This is a genomic window from Candidatus Glassbacteria bacterium (genome assembly GCA_019456185.1).
Classification (GTDB): Bacteria; Gemmatimonadota; Glassbacteria; order GWA2-58-10; family GWA2-58-10; genus JAJRTS01.
On sequence record VRUH01000003.1, the window covers coordinates 57,968 to 82,203 of the forward strand.

Here is a 24,236-nt window from a genome sequence, read left to right on the forward strand (position 1 = left end):
TTTCTACACAGGTCACAGGTTGCTATTTTCGTTGCTCTTTTAATTTTCATAGTACCGAGACAGCCGGCAGTAATTACGCAAGGCGCTATCCAGTGCCGGCCTCGCTTTTTCCATTCGTAGGATTTAGTGCCGATCTCCACGATCACGGCTGAGGCCCTTCCTTCATTTTCGCAGCCAGGGCATCGATCTGTTTGTCAGACAACCCCATCTTCTTGGCCGCCGCCCGCATGTCCAGCACCGCTTTCATAGCAACCGCCTCGGCTGCGATAACTTTTGAGGCCATTGTCGGGTCAACGGGAGCTTGTGGCTGCTCTGGCTCCCCCTGGTCAAGTGTAGTGGGGTCAATCGGCTGGCCATCCGGACCGAGAAGACCTGAATCACTACCAACCGCGCTACCTTTCTCGCCTTCTCCACGTTTTTGTAGGTGCATTTGCCGGATTTCAGGGGGTAGAAGCATTTCAAGGTCTTCGGCCAGCTCGTCAGCATCGGGGAAATCGCTCATCTTGGCGACTCTTGGGAGTACGATCGGGGCAATGTCCGGGGCAACTCGCACGAATTCGGTCAATAATTCGGCGGCTTCCGTTCTTCGGGTTTCGTGGGAGGTCCCAATCGTTACAACTACATCGTACCGGCCAACCTTCGGGTCGAAGATTCTCTCTTCCGGTGGTAATTCCTCGTGATTGTAGCCTTCTTCCGGTCTTTCGCCGAACTTTACCTTACGGACCTCACCATCAACTCCCAATATCCGGACTATCCGATCCGCATCATAAATCCGGGGTATAACATCGAGGAGGAGCTTCCCGAGGGTCTTCAGCGTCCGGGCAAAGTTATCCTGGTAGATATATGTTCCTCTTTCGGCCTGCCGTTCCCGCTTGCCGATTGCTACGCCACTGATTTCGTTGCCCTGTGCCCCTAACGAGCTGTCATAAATCCCCATCGTTGACTTCAGGTTGTCTTTGTTTACTGCGGCCCGCTTTTCCATCCCTATCGGAATAGTGGGAGGCGTTACGCGAGCTGGCATTGCTGTAGCGGCGTCCTCATCAGGCGTGTAGGTCAAAACATAGACCGGATCACCCTTCGCAGCGGCCTCATAAAGCTTTTCATGCCCCGAGACCTGCTTTTTCGTGGCCTGGAATGGAGCCGTGGGAGCCAGCGCGACTACTTCAGTCGTCTTCGACTCCCAATAGTTGATCATCCGTTGTGCATCGATCCCGTCCCGGACCATGCCTCTGATATGGCGTTTCCCGCCAATATTTCTTTCCTTGCCCCATGCCATGAGGATCGGGTAATACTGACTCGGGAATTCTCTCGGTCCATCGAGGATCTTTGCTCCATTCATCTTATACCACATGATTTTCTTAACTTTGGCCTTGCGGCGGTACTCTGTGGTGCCGTCAGCCCGGGTCTTTACCTTTGCTCCGTCTGGAATATTGTCTGCCTGCACCACCGCGCCGGACTCGAGCATAACTATTTCCTGCTCTTCGGTAACACGCTCAAAATATTCTGCCACCCTGACCGTATCGCCTGTCCATCCTACCAGCCAAGTAGCCATCCGACTATCGCTAACAGTGGCCGTTAATGACTCGACCGGCTCTCCGGGGTATTCCTCTTCGTAATCCTCTTTCTGCATATCCTGGTAGATGAAGAAGTATTTCCCGTCCTGCTTATCGTAATCCTGTGCGCCTGGGTCCCATCTAACGCTGAAAACGTTTGTAATCCACTTCAACTTGACCACCTGGTCGAAAGAATCTTCGCTTTCGTACTCAGTCACCAGGCGAAAAGCACCCCGGCCACAAGATGTTTGGGACTCGAAGGCGTTATCTGTGATCATTTCTCCATCAGAATTCGCCATAATCGCCCGTATCAGACCGTTGAGAGTCTCCGCAGTCTCGGGATCTGCAACATCGTCAACCGGACGGACCTTTATTTCCGGCTTGTTTTGCCTCTGATCACCTACTACCTGGCTGATCTTTTCGGGCATCATATTCAGGACCATGCAGGGCTGCTCATTCGCCTTCCGCTGCCTGAGAAGATAAGCCGGCCATTGATCACCACACTCAAACTCTAAATCAGCTTTGGCGAGGGCGGCCTGTATTTCATCGGCCTTTTCTGATCGGTGGAACCGGCCCAAAGCTCGAGTATGAGTGGCGTCAAGCTTTAGCTGCTCCGCTGATTTCTTCGGGGCGTTATCGTTCTCCACAGAAACCTCTACTACTATTCCTGTGTCGGTCATTTCATCCATCCACCATCAGAAGTTGCACCGCTGGCTGCCGCATGGCTATCAAAGGATGCCGTTTTCCCCATTAGCTTGGATATATCAACATCTTCCGCGGTGAGGCTCTTGGCGTACTTCTCCCACCACAGAGCAAGGGTCTGGAAGGCATCGGCGCCGTGGGAGTTCTTATCATGCACAGGCTGGCATTTGAATATCCCTGGATTCTTTTCTTGCATTTCTCTTCGGTATCCCCTGAGAGTCTCAACGCCCTTAAAGCAGCTTTCTTTGGTGTCTTTATTGTCGGCCTCTACGTAGTTGAACCACACCCTACCGATCATCTGACGGCTTTTCTCTATAGCATCTTCCTTTGATTCCGGCTTCTTCATACAGATCACCTTGCCGATCTTCATCTCTTCGAGGATTCCCTGCCGGCTCTTACCTACTGACAGGTCCCGAACCTTGCCATCGTGGGGAAGGATGTGCGTGTCAAAGCTGGTCAGGTGGTCCTGCTGCCACTTTCTTAACCAATTGCCGTAATGCGACAGCGCCAGGCCACTGTTCGAGTAGTAGGCGAGTGCTCTGACCTCACGGCCGAGAATCTGGACCACCCAGATAGTTGTCGAGTCATCCATGCCCAGGTCCCAGAAGGTATAAACCGGCAGGGTCGTCTCTACGGGGATCCTCAACATCCGTCCTGTATTCTTTGCGGCAAGCATTTCCTCACGGTAGTAGGCTCCTGGGTTCGCGGCCTCGTAGGACAGATAGAACTCCTGCTCGATCATATCATCAGTCATACCATCCCGCCGGGCCTGTTCTATCTGAGCTTTCGTGATCGCGCCCGTATCGTCAACAGTAAGCGGATGGTAAAACCACCGGCCAGGGTCAGCTTTTGCGAGCTGGCCAAGTTCGTAAGCATGGTTCTTACCTCGAGGGGACCAGTTAAACAGTGCCCATCCATCGTTTTCAATCAGGATCGGCTGCATATACATCCAGACCGCAGGGTTCTGCAGGCTGAACTCGCTGTATACCTGGCCGATGGCGCCGGTTCCCATCGAAGAGTTCCACCTGTCTGTACCGATAATGCGGAAAATCGAGTTGTTCTTATACTCGATCAGCATATCCGAATCGTGCTTCTTCTTGATCAGTTGGGGCGGGAAGTGTCCCATAAACGGGAAGCCGGCACGGTCCATTCCTTCCCACAGAACTCGCCGGCCCTGCGTGTACTCCGGAAACAGGTACTGATAACTCCCAACGCGCTGGAGCATCTCTATGGCAACGATATTGAGGAACGTCTTATCCTTCCCGGCCCTCCGGTGCCAGGGACAGGCAATCCGCTTGTAACCAAGTGCCATTGCATCAAAAACCGGCTCCTGGTAGAACCGCGGCGTGAACCGGTACGGCATCTTGATATTGCCGTCCTCTTCCATGTCTGCCAGTTCATCATAAGCTATGGCTCTGGAGTTATTCACCACGATCCTCCGTATCGGCAGTGCTGGCCTTTTTTGTCCCCTTCGAGGTAATGCTATCCGTAGGAGTAGGAGGTGGAATATCGCCTGGCTCCCCGTACAAGCCATCGATCGTCACGTGTATGTCACCAGTAAACTGATCACCGCTCTTCGCCCATATCTTGCGCTCACGGTTCATCAGCCAGAACTTGATTGCTTGAATGTCGGCGGGGATAAGCTTACTGACCACTTTCGTTGTCACCAGAGCGTCCTTGACCGTCTTCGGCAAGGTCTTCACCAGCTCGGGCACCGACTCGCGGGCTTCGCCCTTCAAAGAGTTAAGGATCACACTGATTAGAGGTTCGCTTGTCGTCTCATCGTACTCAACTCCAAGGCATCTCTCAAACAAAGCGTTTGTTACTTTTCTGTTTGGAAGGTGCTTCGCGCGTGTAACGGCCTCCTTAAACTCCAACTTATCCTTTTTCGTCCTATACCAAACCGAAGTGCTGATCGATAGCATTGCACAAATATCTTCATCGACTAAACCTTCTTCACACCACTTGATAATTTTATCCATGTTTGGCTCGATAATCTCATCCCAAGCAGTGGTTCTTCCTGTCTTTTCAGCTTTTGTTTCATCAGTCATTTCTCTCACACGCGCGTAAAAGAATAAGAAAAGCTTTTGTATTTAAAGACTACTACTACTACCTATTCAGTACGCTTTAACTCAGGTAGGAAGAGAGATTACCAGGCCGTGTTTGACTCTGATCCTTGCAAGTATTTCCATAGCTTTCCAGAAAACAGCTACAAATCCAACCGGACGGCAACCACACTGGCAACACCGTTCTTCCTCAATTATTTTTCGTAGCTGACACTTAAAATCCTCTGGCGCCATCGTTCAACCTCGATCTCTGATCAGTTTTCCAAAGTATTTTTCATCATCACCCACCGTTCAGCACTTTTCTTTTCAGTATTTCCACCGTTCCGCCCATTGCCGCGAGCTGCCTGGAGTTGTCATTTATTTTTGAATACTGCTCATCGTTGGTCTTGTCATTCCGCGCGATAAAATCACCCAATGTTTTCTCGAAACCCTCAAACTTTGCTACCAACATAGTTACCGAGTCACCGTGCAGGCATTTGGTGTGCCCGCCGCCGTTGTTGTTGCGCCGTCCCGGAGCTAATTTGACGATGGCCGCCGTTATCGTTCCACAGACTCCAAAAATCGCTATCCCTTCACCGACTCCGATCATTGCCCTGGTTCCCCTTTTTAAATATTCAGCTATCACCCTTTTGGGCTTAGAAAATCAGAATTCGTAGCAATATCCCGAGCAGAATGCCGTTGATCCAGAATGACAGATCGAGCCAGCCCTTTATGTCCATATCGAGATACCTGTCCCCGCCCAACCAGCGGGACCTCCACGAATAAATCGAGCTCGCCGGCCTGACTCTCCAGAGCCATTTCGCTCCGCACCATCTACGCGGATCGTGCCGGAGCTCCCACCAGAGCACGAACACGATCCCGAGGATAGTCAACGGCAGATACGGGATGAATCCGATAAAGAACCCCACGGTCAAGTGCAGAAGCTCCCTGTGATGCAGGAGCCTGAAAAACCGCTCGATCCTCTCCCTTAACACAATCATCCGGTTCATTTTTTTATCCTTTCTTAACGGCAGCCGTGGCAGGATGAGCACTGTTTACAAACCGTGCCCTCGGTCGTTGACTCGATGAGATCGAGGGGAAACCGCATCCCGACCTCCTTCTCGATCCGGGGCTTCTCGTACCCTCCGCCAAAAGCGCGGAAGATGGCCTCGGACATCCCTGGTGCGACACTAAACCCGCTCATTTTTTATCCTTTCATCCCCTGAAAAATCTGTGCTTGCCGTTATGACAAAGCATTTTAGAAGTAAAGCGCGGGAAAATAAAAGTCTCCCCGCAAAAATCGCAAACACATTTCACGCCAAGTAGGCGCTCAATAAATTCAAACATTGACGTATCTCCATTTCAATTTTGCCGGGAAATACCGCAAGTTGAACGGAAACCACTTTTATTCTTTCTTACCCATCATGTCTTTGATCGCCGGCGCCACGTTGGTCACTGCCCGCTCCCCGAACCAGAACGCCGTCACGATCAGCACCAGGTTCCACATCATCTGCGGGACCTCCGCGCCCGTCCACGTCAGGTAGACCACCGTGCCGTACACGGCGTAGCTGACCACCGGCCGGAGGCTGGCGCGGAACGATGCCATCCAGGGATTGAGATCACTGGCGCGGCCCTCGTACAACAACATGAATTTGCGGAAATCTCCGGTTTTCTGAAGCGAAGCATCGATCAACTTCTTCCTGGCCTCGGCCTTGATCAGCTCCGCCTGAGCCTTATCGTTGTCCGACGGGAAAATGCTGTCGATCACCTTGTCTACGATCCCGATAACCGAGCCGATTACATTGAGAGACATCAGGCCTTCCTCTGTTTGGGTGGATCTTGCTCATGCCCTTGCTTCGCCGGGCAACACGGTTTCAGACGGCTCCTTGACCCAGGCATGGACCTCGCCGTCAGGCCAAGCTCGCCGGTCAACGTGGACGAAATAACGCCCAAGATAGTGGATCGCCGTGGTGAAATATTTCGCTGCTTTTTCGTGGAGTAGATCTTCGGGGAGTTCGGGGCTGCTGATATCTGTTGCATCGCAGAAGAAAGCTCTGTGCCGGGAGAGAGCAACTCCCCCGACCTCAGTGTTGTGTTTGTCGCACCGGACCCATGACATTGGGATCAGCCGGATTTCCCCACCTGGCGGCTTATACTGCTCCAATTCAGGATCGGCGTTCAGATCGGCTCTCAGAGCTTCCAATACCTGCGCTTGAGCGGTTAACTCCGGGACGTGCAACTTCTCTATCCCGCATCCGCAACGGCAGCGGGCTTCGTAGAGTGTAAGATGTTCCGTCAGCAATCCCATCAAAGGACCCTCGGTTGAACTTTGATAGATTATCTGCAAGTCATATTGTTCCCTTCGCAACCCAAAAAGCAATACCTAAAGTAATTATAATAACAGCCAGAACCACTTTAACAGAAACTTCAAAAATGACCATCTCGCATAAATCAATAGAATACAATAGACTATTGACAATTACGTCAGAATAACGTATAATTGACGTGTGTATTTTATCCACTCTTTATCAGGAGAGAAAATGTTACCTCGAGTAAAAAAGTATTGTGACGGTTGCCGGGCGTTAGCCGGTACCCCAACGAAGCCCGGTTGTAACCTCGGCTTCAAGGTCCGGTGGGTTGAGCGGTTGTACCATACAAGGAACTTTTCCCAAACCCAGATAAGGGACGCTGTGCCTCAAGAACGGTGCCCGAAGCCCCGCACCTGGAAGGAATACCAACGTCTGAAAGGCCTTAAAGAATCGTCCGATTAGCAGCTATTAACCGTTATTGTCCGTTATTCACCAATATTGGAGGCCACGCCATGTGCTTTCGTTCAGAGCTTGCTCCCGCGGATCGCCGGGAAGAAAGGATTAGTCAAATGACTACCGAAACGGAAAAAGCCGCCAGGGAGCTGGAATCAAAGAACAGGCTTATAGCTACCCTCAAAGACCCGGACGTTTGCCCCTACTGTGACTCCCGGGCCGAGAGTACCGAGGACCGCACGGAAGGGGACCGCCATTACTTTGAAATGCGCTGTACCGTGTGCGACAAGCCCTACAGTGTCGTTTTCGGGCTGGAAGGGGTGCTCTGTGAGGGCCTCGATGAAAGTACCGGGGAAGAATGGCACTACCGGGATGAATACCCCGAAGAGTTTTCAGAAGAGGGGAAATAACGATGCCAACACCAAAGAGGCTTAGATCGTACTTTTTTGAGCGGATCGAGGTAGGTTGCATACCCTCTATCGTAGTCTTGCTTAGCGATCGCTGGATCGCATTCTTTCCCAGCGATCGCAGGGAAATAAGGCATGTTACCAGCTTTTACGACCTGCCCCACATCGTAAAACATTCACCTCTTGGTATGGATTGGGGCCATCAGGGCTCCGGTCCCGCCGACACCGCCCTGTCCGTTCTCGCTGATTTCTTCGGCACGGAAGACGTTTCCCACTTGCTCTACCAGAGATTCAAAGATACCTTTATCGCGGGGATGCCTGCCAAAGGCGGGGTGATCACCGAAGGCCAGATCAACAGTTGGTTCGCCCGATACAAGTCCCGATTGGAGGCTTAGAAATGCCACGAGAGAAGAGAGCAAGACTCGACACCTCTCTGCACCCGGACAACAAAAAGCGGCTCGTGAAGGCCGCTCAGGGGCTCGGGAAGCCCGTAAGTACCGTCCTGGATGATCTGATCGCGCTGTACCTCAGTTCTTACATGGAAACCCACCGGCCATAGAAAGGCCGCAGGGAGCTATCATGATTAACAGGTATGCAGAGGCAGAAGCGAAGTTAGAGAAACTCTTACAGCCATACGAGGATAAGGCTGAAGAGCGCACGGAAAAGGTACTTGCCCGCGCAAACGCCAAGTGGGTAAAGGCATCTGAGATTGCGGAGGTCATGAACGATATTGAAATACTGTATGAAGCAATTAGTGAAGCGAGAAAAGAGGCCGAAGGCATTCCGATCCTTAAAAAGTTAGTTGCATCGTTGAAGAGAGTACCGCTTAAAAAGTGGATAACCTGCCTGGACGAAAAAGGTGATGGCCTAACTACGGACGAGATCGAAAAGAAGCTTTCAGAAATCTATTTAGCGCCAAGAGCTGCCCTGAAACGATTAGAAAGAAAACGGAAGGAGGCTGAAGATAGATTTAGCCACTGTACTACCCCCTCCGATAGAGTAGAGAAAGAGGCCGAAAAACAATATTATGAGGCCGAAGAAAAGGAGGGTAATAAACGGGTTAAGTACATGAAGAAGATCACTCAGCAGATCTTGGATAAGCACCCTGAGATCAAGAAGTGGATTGAAGACGATTAGAGATACTACGCCCTGCGAATAAAACTGAGGAAGGAAGGCCGCGCTGCCACCAGGTAGAGCGGCCTTTTTTATTCATCGACTCTCACCCTCGGGATCGTGTCGGCCCGAATGACAGTTCGGCTGCCGAACACGCCGGTAACAATTCCATATCGCTGCTCTGCTGCCCACCGCCTGAACCCGCTCAGGCTTATCTTTGTTCCTCTCGGCAACCTTCGCCAGGCCTCTTTGACATACACCCATTCATGATCAGCCGATTGGTCGCTCAACCGCTCCCCCTCTGCTCTGTGGTTTTCTCTTTCAAGAACGCCGCAATATCGCTCAGGCAACCCGCGCTAAAGGTGGTTCCGTAGTTCGGATCGAAATTGTACTGTCGCCAGGGGCTATGCCATTCGACAATACCAAGCAACTTTCCCTCTGAACGAGACTGCACATGCCACCGGCGCGTCTTCCTGCCCCGCTTTTGGGGCTGCTCACGGACAGCCAGGTGCTTCCCGATCACCTCTACTTCGGCAACTTCTGGCATAAAACCTCCGTTTTCCGCTGTTTTGGCTACTTTGGCAGTTTTTCAACGTCCAGGGGCGCGATCTGAGAAGGGATCGGCCGCAAGGATAACATTACATACCCTGGTTTTAGGCCAAATCCCTCTGTATCCATGATATGAGTAACTTCAGCCTCCACGTTTTCGCCAGAATACTTTCCCGTCCCCGGATAGTATTCTCGGAGGAGAAGAATATCGCCGACCTTGAAACCGCGATCATTGAACCTAACATCGGCTGTCTTGCGCCCTTGTGCTATAGCCTGGAAGCCCTCCGGCCATGTTTTCAGCTCGTGTTGCATTATCCCCCTCCTGGTCCGAGTAGTAAGCCAGACAGATCGGCCGCAAGTTCAGGATCAGTTAGCTCCGAGGCCGTCTTCCCACCAGGTAAGAGCAGGTAGCCCAGAAAGGCCGACCGCGCACCGAGAACGTCCGCGGTGACGCACCTGGCTTTAACATCGTGAAAGATCATCGTGCAGGCCTGTCTCTGAGCCGCCAGCTCGTCTTTCTCGCTCCTGACGGGCAGGACCGGCCACATCAACCTGAACGATCCTCCCTCGAGCTCGAAAACGAACAGATAGCACTTGCCGTGGCCGCGAGCTATATCATTGGCAAGGGCCTCCATCACCACCTGGCCGCCTCGTCTTACGAGCTGATCACTCGCTTTGGCTAACCAGGTACTTGGTGCCGAGGTCCCCGTTTTGAAATACGGCACTTCATCTGCATAGGGTAGCGGCATTTTTCCTCCGATTTATTGGACGCTCGTTGGTCACTCGTTGGTCAGTAATACCGTGACAGTCCATGACAAACTGTGACGTTTTCCCTACCTGGCGCACGATTTACCGACTAAGCATATTACAAAAAAAAACGGCCAACCCTTGTAAATCAAGGATTAGCCGTCATTTTAACTGGCGGAGAGGGAGGGATTCGAACCCTCGGATGCTTGCACATCACACGATTTCCAATCGTGCACCTTCGGCCTCTCGGTCACCTCTCCAGTTGGTCGGTATTTCATGACATAATCAGAAGTCGGCCGGCAAGGGCTGAAATCTATCTCCGCCCCCGTGCCGCTGTCAAGCCTGAGCCCAATCTGATCCCTGGCGGTTCAACACCGTTTTTTTGAAACATATTCCGCCCGCGGCTGTATAATCTCTCAAGTAAGCCGCCGGAGCGGTATCCCCCATCCCGCACTCCCCCTGACCGGCAACCTTTGACTTGACTTTGCCTTTGGCGTAAGCTACCTTGCTGCGGGCTGGCAGTTAATAATTCACCGCCTTTTTAAGGCTTGAACAAACTCCCCAAAGCGGTACAATGACAACACATCCACCTGCCAAATTTTTTTATCTGTGCGTAACCCTGCTGATCATAGTACCATCTCTGATCCTCGCCCAGACCGGCGCCAAAATCGAGGGTACGGTGACCGCTTCGGCCACCGGTCAGCCTGTCGCCGGGGTCCAGGTGCGGGTCGAGGGTACCAAGCTGGGCAATGTGACCACCGCCGAGGGCTACTATTTCATCCTCAATGCCCCGGTGGGCGAACAGGCGGTCACCTTCAGCTACACTGGTTATCAGACAACAACTGTTAGCGGTGTAAAATTACTGGCCGGGCACACCGCCACGGTTGACGCCGCGCTGAGTGCCGGCGTGTTCGAGCTCGAGGGTATCGTGGTGGAGGCGGGCGACGAGCCGCTGGTGCCCCGCGACAATGTCCAGACTTCCCAGCGCTTCGGCAGGGAGACCGCCGGCGAGGCCCCGGTCGAGAACCTCGAACAGTTGATCAGCCTCCAGGCGGGAGTCGCCACCGATCCCTACGGGCAGTTCAACATCCGCGGCAGCCGTCAGGGCCGCCAGGCGGTTTATATCGACGGGATGCTGGTGCGCAGTTTCAACGAGCGCCCCTACGAGGCTGATAATACCCCGCTGGCCCTGGCCACCAACGCTATCGAGGAAGTCTCCGTGGTCACCGGCGGGTTCAGCGCCGAGTTCGGCCAGGCCGGCGGCGGGGTAATCAACGAGGTGACCCGCGAGGGCGGGCTGGAGCACAGCGGCAACTTGCGTTTTGCCAGCGACGCGTTCATGCCGCGCGGCCACGATTACGGCTACAACCGTCTCCAGGCCAGCCTGGGCGGTCCGCTCTCCGGACTCGGCAGCGCGGGCTATTTTCTCTCCGGCGAGCTGCTGGGCCGCGCCGACCGCTCCCCCACCGGCGGAGGCTTCCGCGGTATCGACCAGCGGTATCTGGGCAAACTCAACCAGGCGCTCACCACCCTGGGCCTGTATGACCCCAACAGTCCGGCCAGCAAGGAGGGCGGCGGAGCGATCGATACGGACAGTTTCCGCGAGGGGATCCAGCAGCTCGACCGCCACTCGTTCAGCAATGTCCACTGGGCCGATACCGACAACGACGGCGTTGGCGACGAGCGGCGCTGGATTTTCGGGGACGAGTTCGACGGGGCCGACGACGTGCCGGGCACTGCGGATGACAAGCGCGAGGTGGATCGCTCCGGGGCTTACGTGAATCCCAACCCGGTCAGACTGCCGGGCAACGGTGACGACCAGTTTTCGGTCTCCGGCAAGCTGACCTGGTACCAGACCGGGCAGCTCAAGTGGCTCGCCACGGCCCAGACCAGCCGCAAGCAGCGGATGGCCTATATTCACGCCAACCTGTTCAATAATCCGCTGCGTTCCAATCTCAGCGCGCGGATAACCACCTATAACGCAACCGGCGGGTTCGACTGGATAGTGGAGCAGCACGCCCTGCGCAACACGAATGTCAAGCTCCGGGCCAACTATTACCGCAATACGCTGACTGTCGGTACCCAGACGGCGAAGTCTTTGCAGCGCGGCACCTGGGGCGGCTTCTCGTTCGAGTCGATGGAGTTTATCGACGAGAAACGCACCACTTTCGACGACACCTACCGCAACCTGAGCACCAACGGACTGCCCGGCGAGCAGACCGAACCCACCGGCCTCAGCAGCACCCGCGAAACCGAGCGCGGTCTCTGGCCCTCGGCGGTACCCGGCGCCAACATCCCGTTCGCCACCTCGATTACCCGGTTGCCCGAGGGACGTGGTGGCTATCAGGCGCAGTTTATCAATTCCGGGCTGCTGACCCTGCTGGAGAACAGTTACGAAGACAGGATCTCGGTCAAGGCCGACCTCGAAAGCCAGCTCGGACGCGTGTTCCGGGTCAAGACCGGTGTCGATTTCAAGTCGTTCCATATCGTCGAGCGCGATTTCAGCGCCACCGGCGGCGTGTTCCAGGACTACTACGACACCCGCCCGCTGATGGCCGCGGCCTATGTGCAGAATATCGTCGATTTCGGCGACCTCGTGCTGGACTACGGCCTTCGCGCCGACTACCTCGACTACAACGCCGACTTCCCGTCGGTGATCGGCGAGATGCGCCCCGGCGATCCTACGCTCCAGCCGGAAAGCCAGTTGTTTTTCAGCCCCCGCCTCAGCGTGGCCCACCCGGTCACCGACCGCTCGCAGATCAGGCTGAGCTACGGCCATTTTTTTCAGGCCCCGGCGTTCAAGGACGTCTACGCCCACTCGAACCAGGACTTCCGCTTCAACCTCGGCGGCAACGCCAACAATATTTTCGGCAACCCGTACCTGGAGATGAGCCAGTCGGTGATGTTCGAGGTGGGGTTCACCACGATCCTCTCCGAAACGATGCGGCTCGACTTTGTCGGCTACCACAACGAGAGCAAGGGCGATCTCGCGGTCCGCCGCATGACCCCCGAGGAGCTGCTTGAACTCGGCGGAATAACCGGCCGCACCGGCACCCGCAGCAACGCGATCCTGAGTGTCTATACCAACCGGGACAGGATGAGCGCCAAGGGTGTCGAGATTTCGTTCGCCAGACGGCTCGGCAAATTCTGGGGGATCAATGCCGCCTACACGCTCAGTTTCCCGCGGGCCACCGGCAGCGACCCCCAGGAGTATATCCTCACCTTCGGCCGCCAGACTTTTTTCGACCCAGTCACCGGCCAGCGCGGTGTTCAGCCCCCGCCGCGGGTGCTGACTCCTATCGATTACGACCGCACCCACGAGCTCAACGTCCAGCTCAATTTCCGCGTGCCCGACAACCTGTTTCCCTCCGGCAGCCGGGCCGATGTGCTCCTGAGTGATATCACCGGCTACGCCACGTTCACGTTCAGTTCCGGGCAGCCTTATACCAGCCTCAGCCAGAACGGCCATCCCTCCAGCGCCAACAACAACGACCGGGGACCGTCGTACAAAAATGTAAACCTGCGCCTGAACAAACGCCTGCCGATCCCCTACGGCGGAATGCGGCTTTCCCTGTTCGGCGAGATTTACAACCTGTTCGGTTTTACCAACTACAATATAGACTATCTCAACCCGACCACCGGCTCGCCGGACATGGACGCTTATATCCTGACCGAAGCGTTCAACGACCGGCCTGACTTTACCGACGCCGGCGGGAACAAGGTGGACAGGATCGCGCTCAGCGACCAGATCGACAATCTGCCGGGCGATGACGCCGCCAGCCTGGTGCAGATCCAGGATATCAACGGCGACGGGTTCGTCTCCAAAAACGAAATAACCGCGCTCAAGCTGGCCAACATGCTGGCCGGCCTCGACGACCCGCGCGCATACCTCCGGCCGTTCCAGTTGCGGCTGGGAATCAACCTGGACTTTTAAGGCTGTTTATCGTGTCGAACCTCTGCCTGCATAAGCGCATTTTCACCACAGCTCTCATGGCCGCCTGCCTCGTTGTCCCGGTCCTGAGCGCGGCTGTTCCCGGTGCCGCGGGCAAGTACAGAACACCCTACCCCGGCCCGTCGCTGGCCGCGTTCCGGACCCGGATCACCACGGGTAACCGGATCGAGTTCAACATGGCCAACAACGGCTATCTGGCTGTCGACCCCAACCGCGGCAGTATCACCCCCGGCGGGTTCTGGCCCAGTGGCAGCGAGGACGCCTACGTATTCGCCGCCGGTCTGCACGTGATGGGGGTTATCGATTCGGACGGCGACGGGATCTCAAGCGACATAGTCGAAACCCAGCTCGTTTTCGACAGCGAATGGCGCGAGGGCCGTCCGACCGACGACCCCGACGACCCGGCGAGCAGGCTCTATTTCTCCACCAGCCAGGCCGACCTGGACGAGTGGCCCGAGGAGTTCATGGTTGTGGACCCCAACGAGGCCAGCCCCACGTTCGGACAACGGGTTCCCGATGTGCGCAGCGAACTGGACGTGGTGGCGATCTACACCGATATCGGCGGACCTGTCAACACCGCCGCCGGTGCGCTGAGGCTGGGTGTGGAGGTGCACCAGCACGTGATGTTCTACAGCCTGAGCGAGATGCGGGATATCATGTTCGTGATCTGGGACATCTACAACGCCAGCCGCTATGTGGCCGACCCCGGCGTGGTCCCCGGCTACGATATCCACGACGCATATGTCAATCTCAAAACCGATTTCGATATCGGCGAGAACGCGCTCGACGACCGCGCGGCGGTGAGTCCGGTGCGCAACATGTCGATAGCCTTCGATAGCGATTTCAGCGAAATCGGCTTCAGCGGCACTCCGGCGTTCCTGGGGATCAGCTTCCTGGAGGCCCCGACCGAGAGCGACGGGATCGATAACCAGGACCCGCTCTTCCCTCAGGGCAACGGCCTGAGCGATGAGACTTTCGGCGAGATCCAGGCCGCCGGGATCAAGGACCCGCGCACGGGGCTGTTTTTGGAGTTCCACCCCGAGGTGCATGACGAGAGCGCGGAGCGGATGAGCCTGTTCACGCTCAATACCAACGGCGGCGAACGTCCCGACCCGGCCGACGACGCCGAGGCATACCGCATCCTCAAAGGCGATCCCGATGAAGTCCGCACGCCGCGCTGGGACCCCTATGCCGACCTGATCGTGGCCGACGTGGTCGGGGACTTGCGCCAGAACATTGTCAGCGGCCCGTTCGAGATGCCCGATCTGGATGCGGCCGGACCCAAGCGGGTTGCGGCCGCGGTCTATTTCGCGCGCCCCGCCACCGTCAATGTCGACCTGAACAACCTTTCTATCGACGGTGAGCTGCGGCCGCTGATCGATCTCTGGGCCGTGGCCCGCGAGGTCCATCGCAGCGGGTTCGTCGTGCCCTCGCCACCGCCAACTCCGGCCATGCGGCTGGTGCCCGGCGACAGGCAGGTGACGATCACCTGGAACGACCTCCCTGTCGATGCAACCGACCCCTACGCACTCACCGGCGCCGCTGCCCAGTACGAGCCGGTGGACCAGTTCCCGGGAATTACTTACAGGGCGCAGGATTTCGAGGGTTTCCGGGTCTACCGCTCGCTGACCGGCAACCCCGACGACGCCCGGCTGATCGCCCAGTACGACCTGGACAATGAATACCGGACCTACAAGATCACCCGCGCTGTCGCCACCGCCCAGGGCCAGCAGGACATGGTCGAGGAGATTCCGCTGGGCGACAACTCCGGCCTGGCCTTCAGTTTCACCGACCGGGGGAACGATATCGGCGGGCTGGTCAACGGCGTGCCGATGTTCTACGCGGTCACGGCCTATGATTTCAACCCGGCGCTGATCGGCGACGAGTCGCTGGAGAGTTCGCTCAACTTCCGCGGCCAGGACGCCGAGGGCCGGTTTTTCCAGCTGGCGATCCCGCGCAGCCCCAGCACCTCGATCGTGGCCGGCAGCGGCAACTGGCAGCAGGTCGATTTCCTGGGCAACCCGGTTGAAGCGAGCCAGCCTCCCGGCTGGGAACTGGTGGCCAATGTGGGCGACGGGACCCTGCGGGGCTCGGTGATCGAGTTCACCGACCCCGTGGCCCCGGTGACCAACGCGTTCGCCGCCTCGCTGAGCCAGGTTGTCGTTATCGACCCGGATAATGTCCCGGAACTCGGCGGCTACCTGGTGGTCGATTCCACAATCCATACGAATAAGGACACCCGCAACCATATCCACTTCGTCCATTTCGAGGACTCGCAGGGCAATGTCAGTACAGTCGGCAGGATTTCTATCCCCTGGCACGAGATCGAGGGCCTCTATCCCGGCGACGAGGTGGTTGACCAGCAGATTCCGTTCAATTTCAGCGGCCCGCTGGTGGGCGGCGGCCCGCTGTTCAACGGGATCGCCTATTTCCGCAAGGGCGGGCTGGACGCCGCCAAGGTGACCCCGCTGAAAGTCCGGCTTGCCGGCCAGAGTGACGATCTCCCTCTGTTCCGCGGTGAACTGGGCAGCTACGAGGAAACCGGCCTGCTGGTCTATGAGCCGTTCGAGGTGCACCAGCCGTTTTTCTCGCTGCAGCTCAATGGACTGGTGTCTCGCAAGCTGAATATCGCCGGGCAGTTCGCTCCCGGATCGATCGTGATTACCTGGCAGGCCGACGGGGAGGTCAACGTCTGGGACGCGGCGAACAATGTCCCGCTCCGGTTCAACGAGCGGGCCGCCGACGGTTACGGGTTCCTTCCGCTGGACACCTACGAGCACGAGGAAATTTACGAGGACCAGGTGCTGACTCCCGAGAATCTCCCCACGGCCCGCCTGGTCCGCCGGGCGATTTACGTGGCAGACCCGGACGTGCCCGGCCTGGAGTGGATGAGTCTCTACGTGCGGGGTGTGGAGCTGCAGATTCGCAAAATATTTCAGCGTCCCGCCCCCGGCGATGAGTGGACCCTGAACATGGACTACCTGATCCTCTCCAACCAGACAGTGCGCTACACCTCCCCGTTTGCCGGTATGCGGGTGGCGCTCCACCTGGAGCAGGCGGGCCGGAACACCGATCCCGGCCGTCTGGAGCAGATCAAGGTCGTACCGAACCCGTATATCGCCTCCAGCGTATTCGACACCGGGCCCAACCGCCGCATGGTGATGTTCACCCACCTGCCGCTGCGCGCCGAGATCAGGATCTATACCGTCAGCGGCAACCTGGTCAACGCGCTCGAGCACGGGCCGGGCGAACAGGGCAGTATCGGCGGGGTGGCCGACCGCAACAGCGGCCAGTATTCGTTCGACCTGACCACCCGCTTCGGCGACCAGATTGCCAGCGGGATATACTATTTCCACATTCGCGATCTCGATACAGGCGAGACGCAGCTTGGCAAGTTCAGTATTATTCAATAATGAGCGGACCGATTTGAAATGACAGGCCCCTTCAGGCATATCACCCTTGCAATCGCGGCGCTGGCACTGGCGTTTTCGACTGCCGCTGCGGCGGGCGGCGCGGGTATCGGCGCGGCCAACCCCGGCGCGGGCCGCGTGGAGGGCCTGAGCGGCGTGGGCACGCGCGGGGCGGAGTTCCTCACGATACCCGTGGGTCCGCGGGGAGTGGCGATGGGCGGTGCGTTCCGCGCGGCCGCCGACGATATCACCTCGATTTACTGGAACCCCGCCGGGCTGGGATTCCTCAACCGCCCGGAGGTGTTTCTGACCGTGATCGAGCGTCCGCTGGATATCAGTTACACTTACGGAGCAGTGGCAGTGCCGGTCTGGGAGGGGCGGATGGTGCTGGGGGCGTTTATGTCGGTGCTTAACAGCGGAGACCAGGAGATCACAACCGAGTTCCAGCCCGAGGGCACCGGGGCGTTCTACAGTGCCTACAGCCTCAGCGCGGGCGGCACGCTGGCCTACAACTTCTCCGACAGGTTCAGCGCCGGGATCACGGTCAAGAACGTCCACGAGGATATCCACGGCCTGACCCAGGATGCTGTCGCGTTCGACATGGGGACCAACTACCACGAAGAGTTCATGGGTGTGCCGGTGCGGCTGGCGTTCGCGGTGACCAACATGGGGACCAACCTCGGTTTCGGCGGGGACAAGCTGCGGGTGGATGTCGATCCGGAGGATATTTACCCCGGCGAGGACGTGGGCCGGCTGCAGCGTCAGGGGTCGCGCGAGACCTCGAAATTCCCGCTGCCCACCAGCTTCCATATCTCGGTCTCGGCGGCTGTGCTCCAACTCGAGCGCCAGGGACTGGTGGCCGCCGTGGAAGTGGCCGAGAACAGCAACCTGCCGATCAGCCTGGGCCTGGGAGCGGAATACAGCTACCGGATCAACGCCAAAAGCACGGTCGCCCTGCGCAGCGGCTGGCGGGTCCAGACCGATGAGGTCTCGGCCGGCAGCGGCGCGTCGCTGCGAGGATTCAGCGCCGGTGGCGGGTACTTCTACCGGCTTTACAAGCTCCAGATCAGTGCCGATTACGCCTGGCGCGACTTGGGACTGCTCGGCGCCAACCACGCTTTCAGCCTGTCGTTCGGTTTCTAGTCCTCGTCCCTGCCAATCGCTTTCTTGATCAGATACCAGCCCAGACCCATAACATCGAAATATTCGTAGTAGCCGGTTTCCGGTTTGACCACACATAAATACCCGGGCACAAAAAAACTGTTGCCGGTTCGGTAACAGTTTGTGCATATCAGCAACAATTTGTGAATATTCACGACCTCAGTCAGAAGTCGTAAAAGACTCCCGTCTTGAGAAATCCCCTGCCCGCGCCGCCGAACCTGCTGCCGATCTTAAGATTGTCGTACTGGATACTGGTCAGGTCCCTCGAATAAACCATCAGGTCCAGACCCGCGCAGATCGTGTTATAGAGCAACAATCCTCCCGGATAAGCGGTCATCGTCTCGAACGAATCAGCGATCCGCTCTTCCAGATTTCTTTTGTCAGCTTTGGGAGCCAGCGAGGGGACGAGCAACGACCCGCCAAGGGGGTAATCTACGCAGTCGAGAGTGGTTATACATTTGCGGTTAAAGAATCTGGTGGATTGAATGATATCGAACGCGGCATGCTCGTGCACAACCCGGAACGACAGGTTCTCGCCCACCCAGACCGAATCCAGCTTTTGCCGGGCCATAACAGTCGCACTACCAAGCACATACATCAACAACACGCAAATCAGCTTCGGCATTACGCTGTCCGGTTTCATCTGTTTTCCTTCCCTTCACCTTGATGGCCGGGAACCGTCGCTCTTCCGCCTGTTAAGAGATGCAATATTCGTTCCAGTTATTTCGTCCGGCGGGAACCGCTTTTTCAATATAATGGTTCGGCGGCATAAAAAAAAGCGGTCCGGTGATATTATTTAGTTCGGAAATGAGCTGCTATCGCGCCGGCCAGCCCCGAAACAGTGTAGTCGCCGGGTACGATCCCGGCCTCGAGGCCGAAACCGGCGGCCCTCTCGGCCGTCACCGGCCCGATTGCCGCGATCAGCGTACCGCCGGCGACAGCCTGCCGGGCGGCACTCTCTCCGACCAGCTCGATGAAATTCTCCACGGTGGAACTGCTGGTGAAAGTTATTACGTCTATCTCTCCAGCTTCCAGGTCTCTTTTGACATCGTCGAGATTTTCCGGCGTTTCGGCCTGGGTGCTGTACACCGGCACCTCGTCAACCTCCGCTCCGTACTCGCGAAGGCTGTCGGGCAGAACCTTGCGGGCGATTTCCGCGCGGGGCAGCAGGATTCGTTTGCCTTTAATTTCGCCGGCCGCTTTCAGGGCATTCACAACTTCCTCGGCCAGATAGGTCTCCGGGACCACCTCCACCCGCAGGCCCAGACTCTCCAGCGCAGCGGCTGTTGCCGGGCCGATAGCGCAGAGTTTCGCGCCTCCCAGCGAGCGGATATCGCCCCCCGACTCCCTGATCCGCTCCAGGAAGGTGGTTACGCCGTTGACGCTGGTGAACACAATCCAGTCGTAGGTTCCAAGTGCTGCCACCGCCCCGCCGACCGCGTCCGGGTCCGGGCTGGGTCCGATTTTGATCGTCGGCAGCTCGATAACCGCCGCGCCGAGTTCGTAGAGCAGCCTGCTGAAGTCCGAGGCCTGCTCGCGCGCCCTGGTGACAATCACTTTCCTGCCGAACAGTGGCCTGTTCTCGAACCACGACAGCTTGTCACGCAGAGCGACAACCTCGCCGACGATGATAATCGACGGGGGCTTGATCCGCGCCTCGCGGACCACGCTCTCGATATCGGCCAGCGTACCGGTCACGGTCCGCTGGCTGCGGGTCGTGCCGCGATGGATCACTGCAACGGGCGTGCTGTCCGGGCGGCCGTTGTCGATCAGCCGCCGCGAGATTTTCCCCAGGTTGCCGACTCCCATGTAGAACACCAGTGTGGCCTCGCCGGCGGCCAGCGCCTGCCAGTTGATAGCGCTTTCATCCTTGCCCGGGTCCTCGTGGCCGGTAACGAAAGTGACGGCAACATTGATCCCGCGCTGGGTAACCGGAATCCCGGCATAAGCCGGCACGGCCACCCCGGCGGTCACGCCCGGCACCACCTCGAACGGGACACCGTCGGCAAGCGCCTCCAGAGCTTCCTCGCCGCCGCGCCCGAACACGAACGGATCGCCGCCCTTGAGACGGACCACCAGCTTGGCTTCCTTAGCTTTAGCCACCAGCAGCCTGTTGATCTCCTCCTGGGCCATGGTGTGGCTGCCGGTTTTCTTGCCGACATAGATCACTTCGCAATCCGCTGGAACCTCGGCCAGCAGTTCGTTTGGCGCAAGATTATCGTAAATCAGCACTTCTGCGCAGCGAAGAGCCTCCAGGCCGCGGACAGTAATCAGTTTAGGGTCGCCGGGACCAGAACCGACCAGGATTATTCTGCCTTTATTTTCAGCCATTCCCTCTCCGCTACAATTGTGTTCCGCCCGTTCAATGCACTGCCAGGATTAACCCGCCCACTTTCAGCGACTCACCGTCACCGCTCAGTTCATACTCGGCCGGACCCGCTCCGCGCCTGAACAGCCACCAGATATTTTTACCCTGGCCGTCCGGATTCATTTCCTTACCGATCATGAGTTGGCCCCGCGTGCCCGGCAACCGCCTGATCGTCCGGCCCTCCAGTCTCCCGCCCGCGAGAGTGATCCACAGCCGCTCGTTGTCCAGACAGACCAGGCAGGAGCCGTCCTCCAGCCACAGCGCCGCATCCGGGTCTCACTCTTTCCCGTAGATCTGATCGACAATCGCCTGCGCCCCGGCGGCCAGCATGCGCACCGCCAGGTCAGTCCCGGCGGTGCCGCCGGGCATGCCGATTATGGAACTGCGCATGATATTCCGTCCATCCTCGTCGCTGACCATGCCCAGCAGCAGCAGACTGCCGTCCCCGCGCACCTCTGCGTGGGCGCCGATAGGGACCTGACAGCCGCCGCCCAGGCGGCCGAGGAACTGACGTTCCGCATCGACCTCGTGGTGAGTCCCGGGATGGTCGAGGAATGAGATCAGCTCCAGGGTCCGTTGATCGTCCGCACGGTACTCCAGCGCCAGCGCTCCCTGTCCGGCGGCAGGCACCACTTTGCCTGGATCGAGCAGCTCGGTGATCCGGCCGTCGAGGCCCAGCCTGGCCAGCCCGGCCTGGGCCAGCACGATTGCGTCGTATTCGCCATCGTCGAGCTTGCGCAGCCGCGTGTCCACATTACCCCGCAGGTCCTTGATCCGCAGGTCCGGCCGCAGAGCGCCGAGCTGGACCTTGCGCCGCAGGCTGCTGGTGCCGACCACAGCGTCCGGCGGCAGGTCGGCCAGGCTAATCCCGTCGCGGCAGAGCAGGGCGTCGGCTCCATGCGTGCGCCGGGTGATAATATCGGCGGCCAGACCAGCGGGGAGCTCGGTGGGCAGGTCCTTGAGGCTGTGCACCGCCAGATCGACCTCCCTGCGCAGGATCGCCTCTTCCAGTTCCTTGGTGAACAACCCCTTGCCGCCCACCTTGCTCAGCGCCACGTCGAGGATCTTGTCGCCCTTGGTCCTGATCACCTTGATTTCAACTTCCAGGCCCTCGTGCCCGGCGCGGAGACTGTCCGCGATATGGTTTGCCTGCCACAGCGCCAGCTTACTGCCCCGCGAGCCGATAATCAGTTTACCGCTTGCCGCCACCCGAATCCCCCTCATCCAGCATAAATAAAAATTTGAGCAACTCCACCGGTTCCATCCGGGCCAGCTTGCGCGGATTTTCCTTGAGACGGCTGGTCGGCCCGTGCAGGAACTTCTTCATTACCGATACGGTCAGATGCTCCACCAGGCTGCGCTGCTCCTCGCTGAGCTGGCCCAGCTTGCCCATCACCTTGTCCACTTCGCCGGCGCGGATCCGGTTCATCTGTTCGTGAAGGGTCTTGATCAGCGGGACCACGGCCAGTGATTCGTACCATTCCATGAACTGATTCAGCTCGCTGGCGATGATGTCCTCGACCAGTCCCACCTGGCTCTTGCGGTCCTCGACATTGCTCTCCACCACCGCCATCAGGTCGTCGATATTGTACAGGAACACGTTGTCGTAGTCGGCCAGGGATGGATCGATATCGCGCGGGACGGCGAGGTCGATCAGGAAGATCGGCTTGTCGCGGTGGGCCAGGGCATCGCCCGCCCGTTCGCGGTTGAGCACGTAGCCCGGAGCGCTCGTACTGCTGATCAGAATATCCGCCTGGGCCAGGTAGGGTTCGTACTCCTCGAACTTGACCGCGGTCCCGTGATACTGAACCGCCAGCTCCACGGCCTTGCGGTAGGTGCGGTTGGCCACCAGCACCGAGTCGACCCCGTAGTTGAACAGCAGACTGAGGGTAAGCTCCGAGGTCTCCCCTGCTCCCAGGATCAGCGCTTCCTTACCGGCCAGTTCACCGAAAATCTTGCTCGCCAGGTCTACAGCCGCCGAGCTGACAGACACCGCGCCGGTGGAGATACTGGTTTCGGTGCGCACCCGCTTGCCGGTCCTGACCGCCTGCTGGAACAACCGTGAGAGCACCCGGCCCGTGCTGCGGGCTTCCTGCGCCAGACGGTACGCCTCGCGGACCTGCCCCAGAATCTGGTCCTCGCCCAGGATCATCGAGTCAAGGCTGGAGGCCACCCGGAAGAGATGACTGACCGCTTTACGGTCGTTGTACGAGTAAAAATTGAGCTCGCCCAGGTCCACGCTGGAGCCGAACTTATCACCCAGCACACTCTCGATTCCGGACTTAAGCTCATCCCTGTCCTGGCCGTAGCTATAGACCTCGGTGCGGTTGCAGGTCGACAGGATCACCAGCTCCTCCAGTCCGGAGCTGTCGGCGAACCCGGCCAGGCGGCCCTTGAGTTCCGGGCTGCTGAATGCCAGTTTCTCCCGCAATTCCAGCGGAGCCACCCTGTGGTTCAGTCCTCCAATTGCGATAGACATCTCTCAGCCCGCTCCCTGATTTCCTCTTCGACCCTGGCCGGGTCCAGTTTGTCGAAAAATTCCAGGTCGATCATCATTTCCCAGAACTCGCGGCGACGGCTTACCTTGGTCAGCCGCTGTTTGAGCGTACCGCGCAGACCGGCCAGCAGCTTGACAATCCCGCCGTACTGCGGTCCGAAATTTTTCTCCAGCCGCCTGCGCACTTCGCGTGCCAGCACCGGGCTGGCCCCGCCGGAGGAGACCGCCACCTGAAAACCGCCGCGGCGCATCACCGACGGGACGAGGAAGTTGCACAGCTCGGGCACGTCGATAATATTGGCCAGTATCCCGGCTCCCTCGGCGGCGTCGTACACCCTGCGGTTGACTCCGGGGTCGCCGGTGGCCCCAATCACCAGGAAGCAGCCCTCCAGGTCGCTTTCCTCGAAACCACGCTCAACCCATTGCACCAGGCCTTGCCGGTAAAGGGCGGTCATTTTTTCGCCGGCCGCCGGACTGACGACTTTCACCCTGGCGCCGGCATCCAGCAGGCTCTGCGCCTTGCGCACGGCTATCTCCCCCGCGCCCACCACCAGGCAGAACCTGTCGCGAAGGTCGATAAACACAGGATAGAACACCGCGTCGCTTTCGTGCATATCAGCGGCCAAATATCCCCCCTGCCGATCCTACATGTACCCGTGGGTGTTCGACAGCACGGTCACCACCAGGAAATTGAACAGCACCACCCCGAAACCGAGCACCGCCAGCCAGGCCGAGCGGCGGCCCTTCCACCTGCCGTAGTAACGGCTGTGAAGGTAAAACGCATAGACCAGCCAACTGCCGAACGTAATTATTTCCTTGATATCAAGCTGAAGCAGCGTGCCCAGCCGCAGCATGGTCCAGACCATCCCGGTGACGATCGAGATTGTCAGGGCCACGAACCCCAGCGAAACCGTTAGATATGTTATGTGGTCGAGCTCATCGAGCGAGGGCAGAGATCGGAAGAGCGTCG

Annotated in this window: 22 protein-coding genes, 1 tRNA gene and 1 pseudogene (1 of these 24 cut by a window edge); 6 read left to right on the forward strand and 18 right to left on the reverse strand. The window is 58.0% G+C overall.

The window, feature by feature from the left end:
• Positions 1 to 142: 142 nt before the first annotated feature.
• From FVQ81_02130 to FVQ81_02165, 8 genes are all read right to left on the reverse strand, one after another.
• Positions 143 to 2,242 (reverse strand): hypothetical protein, encoded by a 2,100-nt coding sequence (locus tag FVQ81_02130; protein ID MBW7995372.1) that lies wholly within the window; start codon positions 2,240 to 2,242, stop codon positions 143 to 145.
• Entirely contained in the window at positions 2,230 to 3,684 is a 1,455-nt protein-coding gene (locus FVQ81_02135; GenBank protein MBW7995373.1) for a hypothetical protein, read from the reverse strand. Before FVQ81_02135 ends, FVQ81_02130 begins: the two co-directional genes overlap by 13 nt.
• Entirely contained in the window at positions 3,677 to 4,306 is a 630-nt protein-coding gene (locus FVQ81_02140; GenBank protein MBW7995374.1) for a hypothetical protein, read from the reverse strand. The genes FVQ81_02135 and FVQ81_02140 overlap by 8 nt, the downstream gene beginning before the upstream one ends.
• 295 nt (positions 4,307 to 4,601) lie before the next feature.
• Positions 4,602 to 4,910 (reverse strand): hypothetical protein, encoded by a 309-nt coding sequence (locus FVQ81_02145; protein MBW7995375.1) that lies wholly within the window; start codon positions 4,908 to 4,910, stop codon positions 4,602 to 4,604.
• A 46-nt stretch (positions 4,911 to 4,956) separates the two neighbouring features.
• Entirely contained in the window at positions 4,957 to 5,310 is a 354-nt protein-coding gene (locus FVQ81_02150) for a hypothetical protein (GenBank protein MBW7995376.1), read from the reverse strand.
• A 14-nt stretch (positions 5,311 to 5,324) separates the two neighbouring features.
• On the reverse strand, positions 5,325 to 5,504 hold the full coding sequence (locus tag FVQ81_02155) for a hypothetical protein (GenBank protein MBW7995377.1): 180 nt from the start codon (positions 5,502 to 5,504) through the stop codon (positions 5,325 to 5,327).
• 201 nt (positions 5,505 to 5,705) lie between these two features.
• Entirely contained in the window at positions 5,706 to 6,113 is a 408-nt protein-coding gene (locus tag FVQ81_02160; GenBank protein ID MBW7995378.1) for a hypothetical protein, read from the reverse strand.
• Between the two features lie 30 nt (positions 6,114 to 6,143).
• Complete coding sequence (locus FVQ81_02165; protein ID MBW7995379.1) at positions 6,144 to 6,647, reverse strand: hypothetical protein; 504 nt, start codon at positions 6,645 to 6,647, stop codon at positions 6,144 to 6,146.
• 531 nt (positions 6,648 to 7,178) lie between these two features.
• On the opposite strand from FVQ81_02165, the gene FVQ81_02170 reads away from it, so the two are divergent.
• The 3 genes from FVQ81_02170 (at position 7,179) to FVQ81_02180 (ending at position 8,606) form a co-directional block, all read left to right on the forward strand.
• The gene (locus tag FVQ81_02170; protein ID MBW7995380.1) at positions 7,179 to 7,472 is read left to right on the forward strand and encodes a hypothetical protein; all 294 of its coding nucleotides are present in this window, start codon (positions 7,179 to 7,181) and stop codon (positions 7,470 to 7,472) included.
• Positions 7,473 to 7,474: 2 nt separating this feature from the next.
• Positions 7,475 to 7,864 carry a hypothetical protein gene (locus FVQ81_02175; GenBank protein MBW7995381.1) on the forward strand — a complete coding sequence of 130 codons (390 nt, stop codon included), beginning with the start codon at positions 7,475 to 7,477 and terminating at the stop codon, positions 7,862 to 7,864.
• Between the two features lie 184 nt (positions 7,865 to 8,048).
• Positions 8,049 to 8,606, forward strand: a complete 558-nt coding sequence (locus tag FVQ81_02180) for a hypothetical protein (protein MBW7995382.1) — start codon at positions 8,049 to 8,051, stop codon at positions 8,604 to 8,606.
• 262 nt (positions 8,607 to 8,868) lie between these two features.
• Here the strand turns inward: FVQ81_02180 and FVQ81_02185 are convergent, their stop codons facing one another.
• From FVQ81_02185 to FVQ81_02200, 4 genes are all read right to left on the reverse strand, one after another.
• Complete coding sequence (locus FVQ81_02185; protein MBW7995383.1) at positions 8,869 to 9,129, reverse strand: hypothetical protein; 261 nt, start codon at positions 9,127 to 9,129, stop codon at positions 8,869 to 8,871.
• A gap of 26 nt (positions 9,130 to 9,155) precedes the next feature.
• A complete protein-coding gene (locus FVQ81_02190) occupies positions 9,156 to 9,443 on the reverse strand; it encodes a DUF3850 domain-containing protein (protein MBW7995384.1) in 288 nt (95 codons plus the stop codon).
• Complete coding sequence (locus FVQ81_02195) at positions 9,443 to 9,772, reverse strand: hypothetical protein (GenBank protein ID MBW7995385.1); 330 nt, start codon at positions 9,770 to 9,772, stop codon at positions 9,443 to 9,445. Before FVQ81_02195 ends, FVQ81_02190 begins: the two co-directional genes overlap by 1 nt.
• A 278-nt stretch (positions 9,773 to 10,050) precedes the next feature.
• A tRNA-Ser gene (locus FVQ81_02200) sits at positions 10,051 to 10,138 on the reverse strand.
• A 314-nt stretch (positions 10,139 to 10,452) separates the two neighbouring features.
• Between FVQ81_02200 and FVQ81_02205 the strand changes: the two genes are divergently transcribed.
• From FVQ81_02205 to FVQ81_02215, 3 genes are read left to right on the forward strand one after another with little or no spacing between them, the layout of a single operon-like run.
• Positions 10,453 to 13,812: a TonB-dependent receptor plug domain-containing protein gene (locus tag FVQ81_02205; GenBank protein ID MBW7995386.1), complete on the forward strand. Its 3,360-nt coding sequence runs from the start codon at positions 10,453 to 10,455 to the stop codon at positions 13,810 to 13,812.
• An 11-nt stretch (positions 13,813 to 13,823) separates the two neighbouring features.
• The gene (locus FVQ81_02210; protein ID MBW7995387.1) at positions 13,824 to 17,243 is read left to right on the forward strand and encodes a hypothetical protein; all 3,420 of its coding nucleotides are present in this window, start codon (positions 13,824 to 13,826) and stop codon (positions 17,241 to 17,243) included.
• Positions 17,244 to 17,261: 18 nt separating this feature from the next.
• Positions 17,262 to 18,383 (forward strand): PorV/PorQ family protein, encoded by a 1,122-nt coding sequence (locus FVQ81_02215; protein MBW7995388.1) that lies wholly within the window; start codon positions 17,262 to 17,264, stop codon positions 18,381 to 18,383.
• Between the two features lie 181 nt (positions 18,384 to 18,564).
• Here FVQ81_02215 and FVQ81_02220 read toward each other — a convergent pair whose 3' ends face one another.
• From FVQ81_02220 to FVQ81_02245, 6 genes and pseudogenes are all read right to left on the reverse strand, one after another.
• Complete coding sequence (locus FVQ81_02220; GenBank protein MBW7995389.1) at positions 18,565 to 19,026, reverse strand: hypothetical protein; 462 nt, start codon at positions 19,024 to 19,026, stop codon at positions 18,565 to 18,567.
• A gap of 167 nt (positions 19,027 to 19,193) precedes the next feature.
• Positions 19,194 to 20,732, reverse strand: coding sequence for a uroporphyrinogen-III C-methyltransferase (cobA, locus tag FVQ81_02225; protein ID MBW7995390.1), 1,539 nt, complete (start codon positions 20,730 to 20,732; stop codon positions 19,194 to 19,196).
• A 313-nt stretch (positions 20,733 to 21,045) separates the two neighbouring features.
• Positions 21,046 to 21,993, reverse strand: coding sequence for a hydroxymethylbilane synthase (gene hemC, locus FVQ81_02230; protein MBW7995391.1), 948 nt, complete (start codon positions 21,991 to 21,993; stop codon positions 21,046 to 21,048).
• On the reverse strand, positions 21,962 to 23,248 hold the full coding sequence (locus FVQ81_02235; protein ID MBW7995392.1) for a glutamyl-tRNA reductase: 1,287 nt from the start codon (positions 23,246 to 23,248) through the stop codon (positions 21,962 to 21,964). The genes hemC and FVQ81_02235 overlap by 32 nt, the downstream gene beginning before the upstream one ends.
• On the reverse strand, positions 23,224 to 23,892 hold the full coding sequence (locus FVQ81_02240; GenBank protein MBW7995393.1) for a bifunctional precorrin-2 dehydrogenase/sirohydrochlorin ferrochelatase: 669 nt from the start codon (positions 23,890 to 23,892) through the stop codon (positions 23,224 to 23,226). The genes FVQ81_02235 and FVQ81_02240 overlap by 25 nt, the downstream gene beginning before the upstream one ends.
• 18 nt (positions 23,893 to 23,910) lie before the next feature.
• Positions 23,911 to 24,236, reverse strand: a pseudogene (locus FVQ81_02245) (hypothetical protein) (it continues 514 nt past the right edge of the window).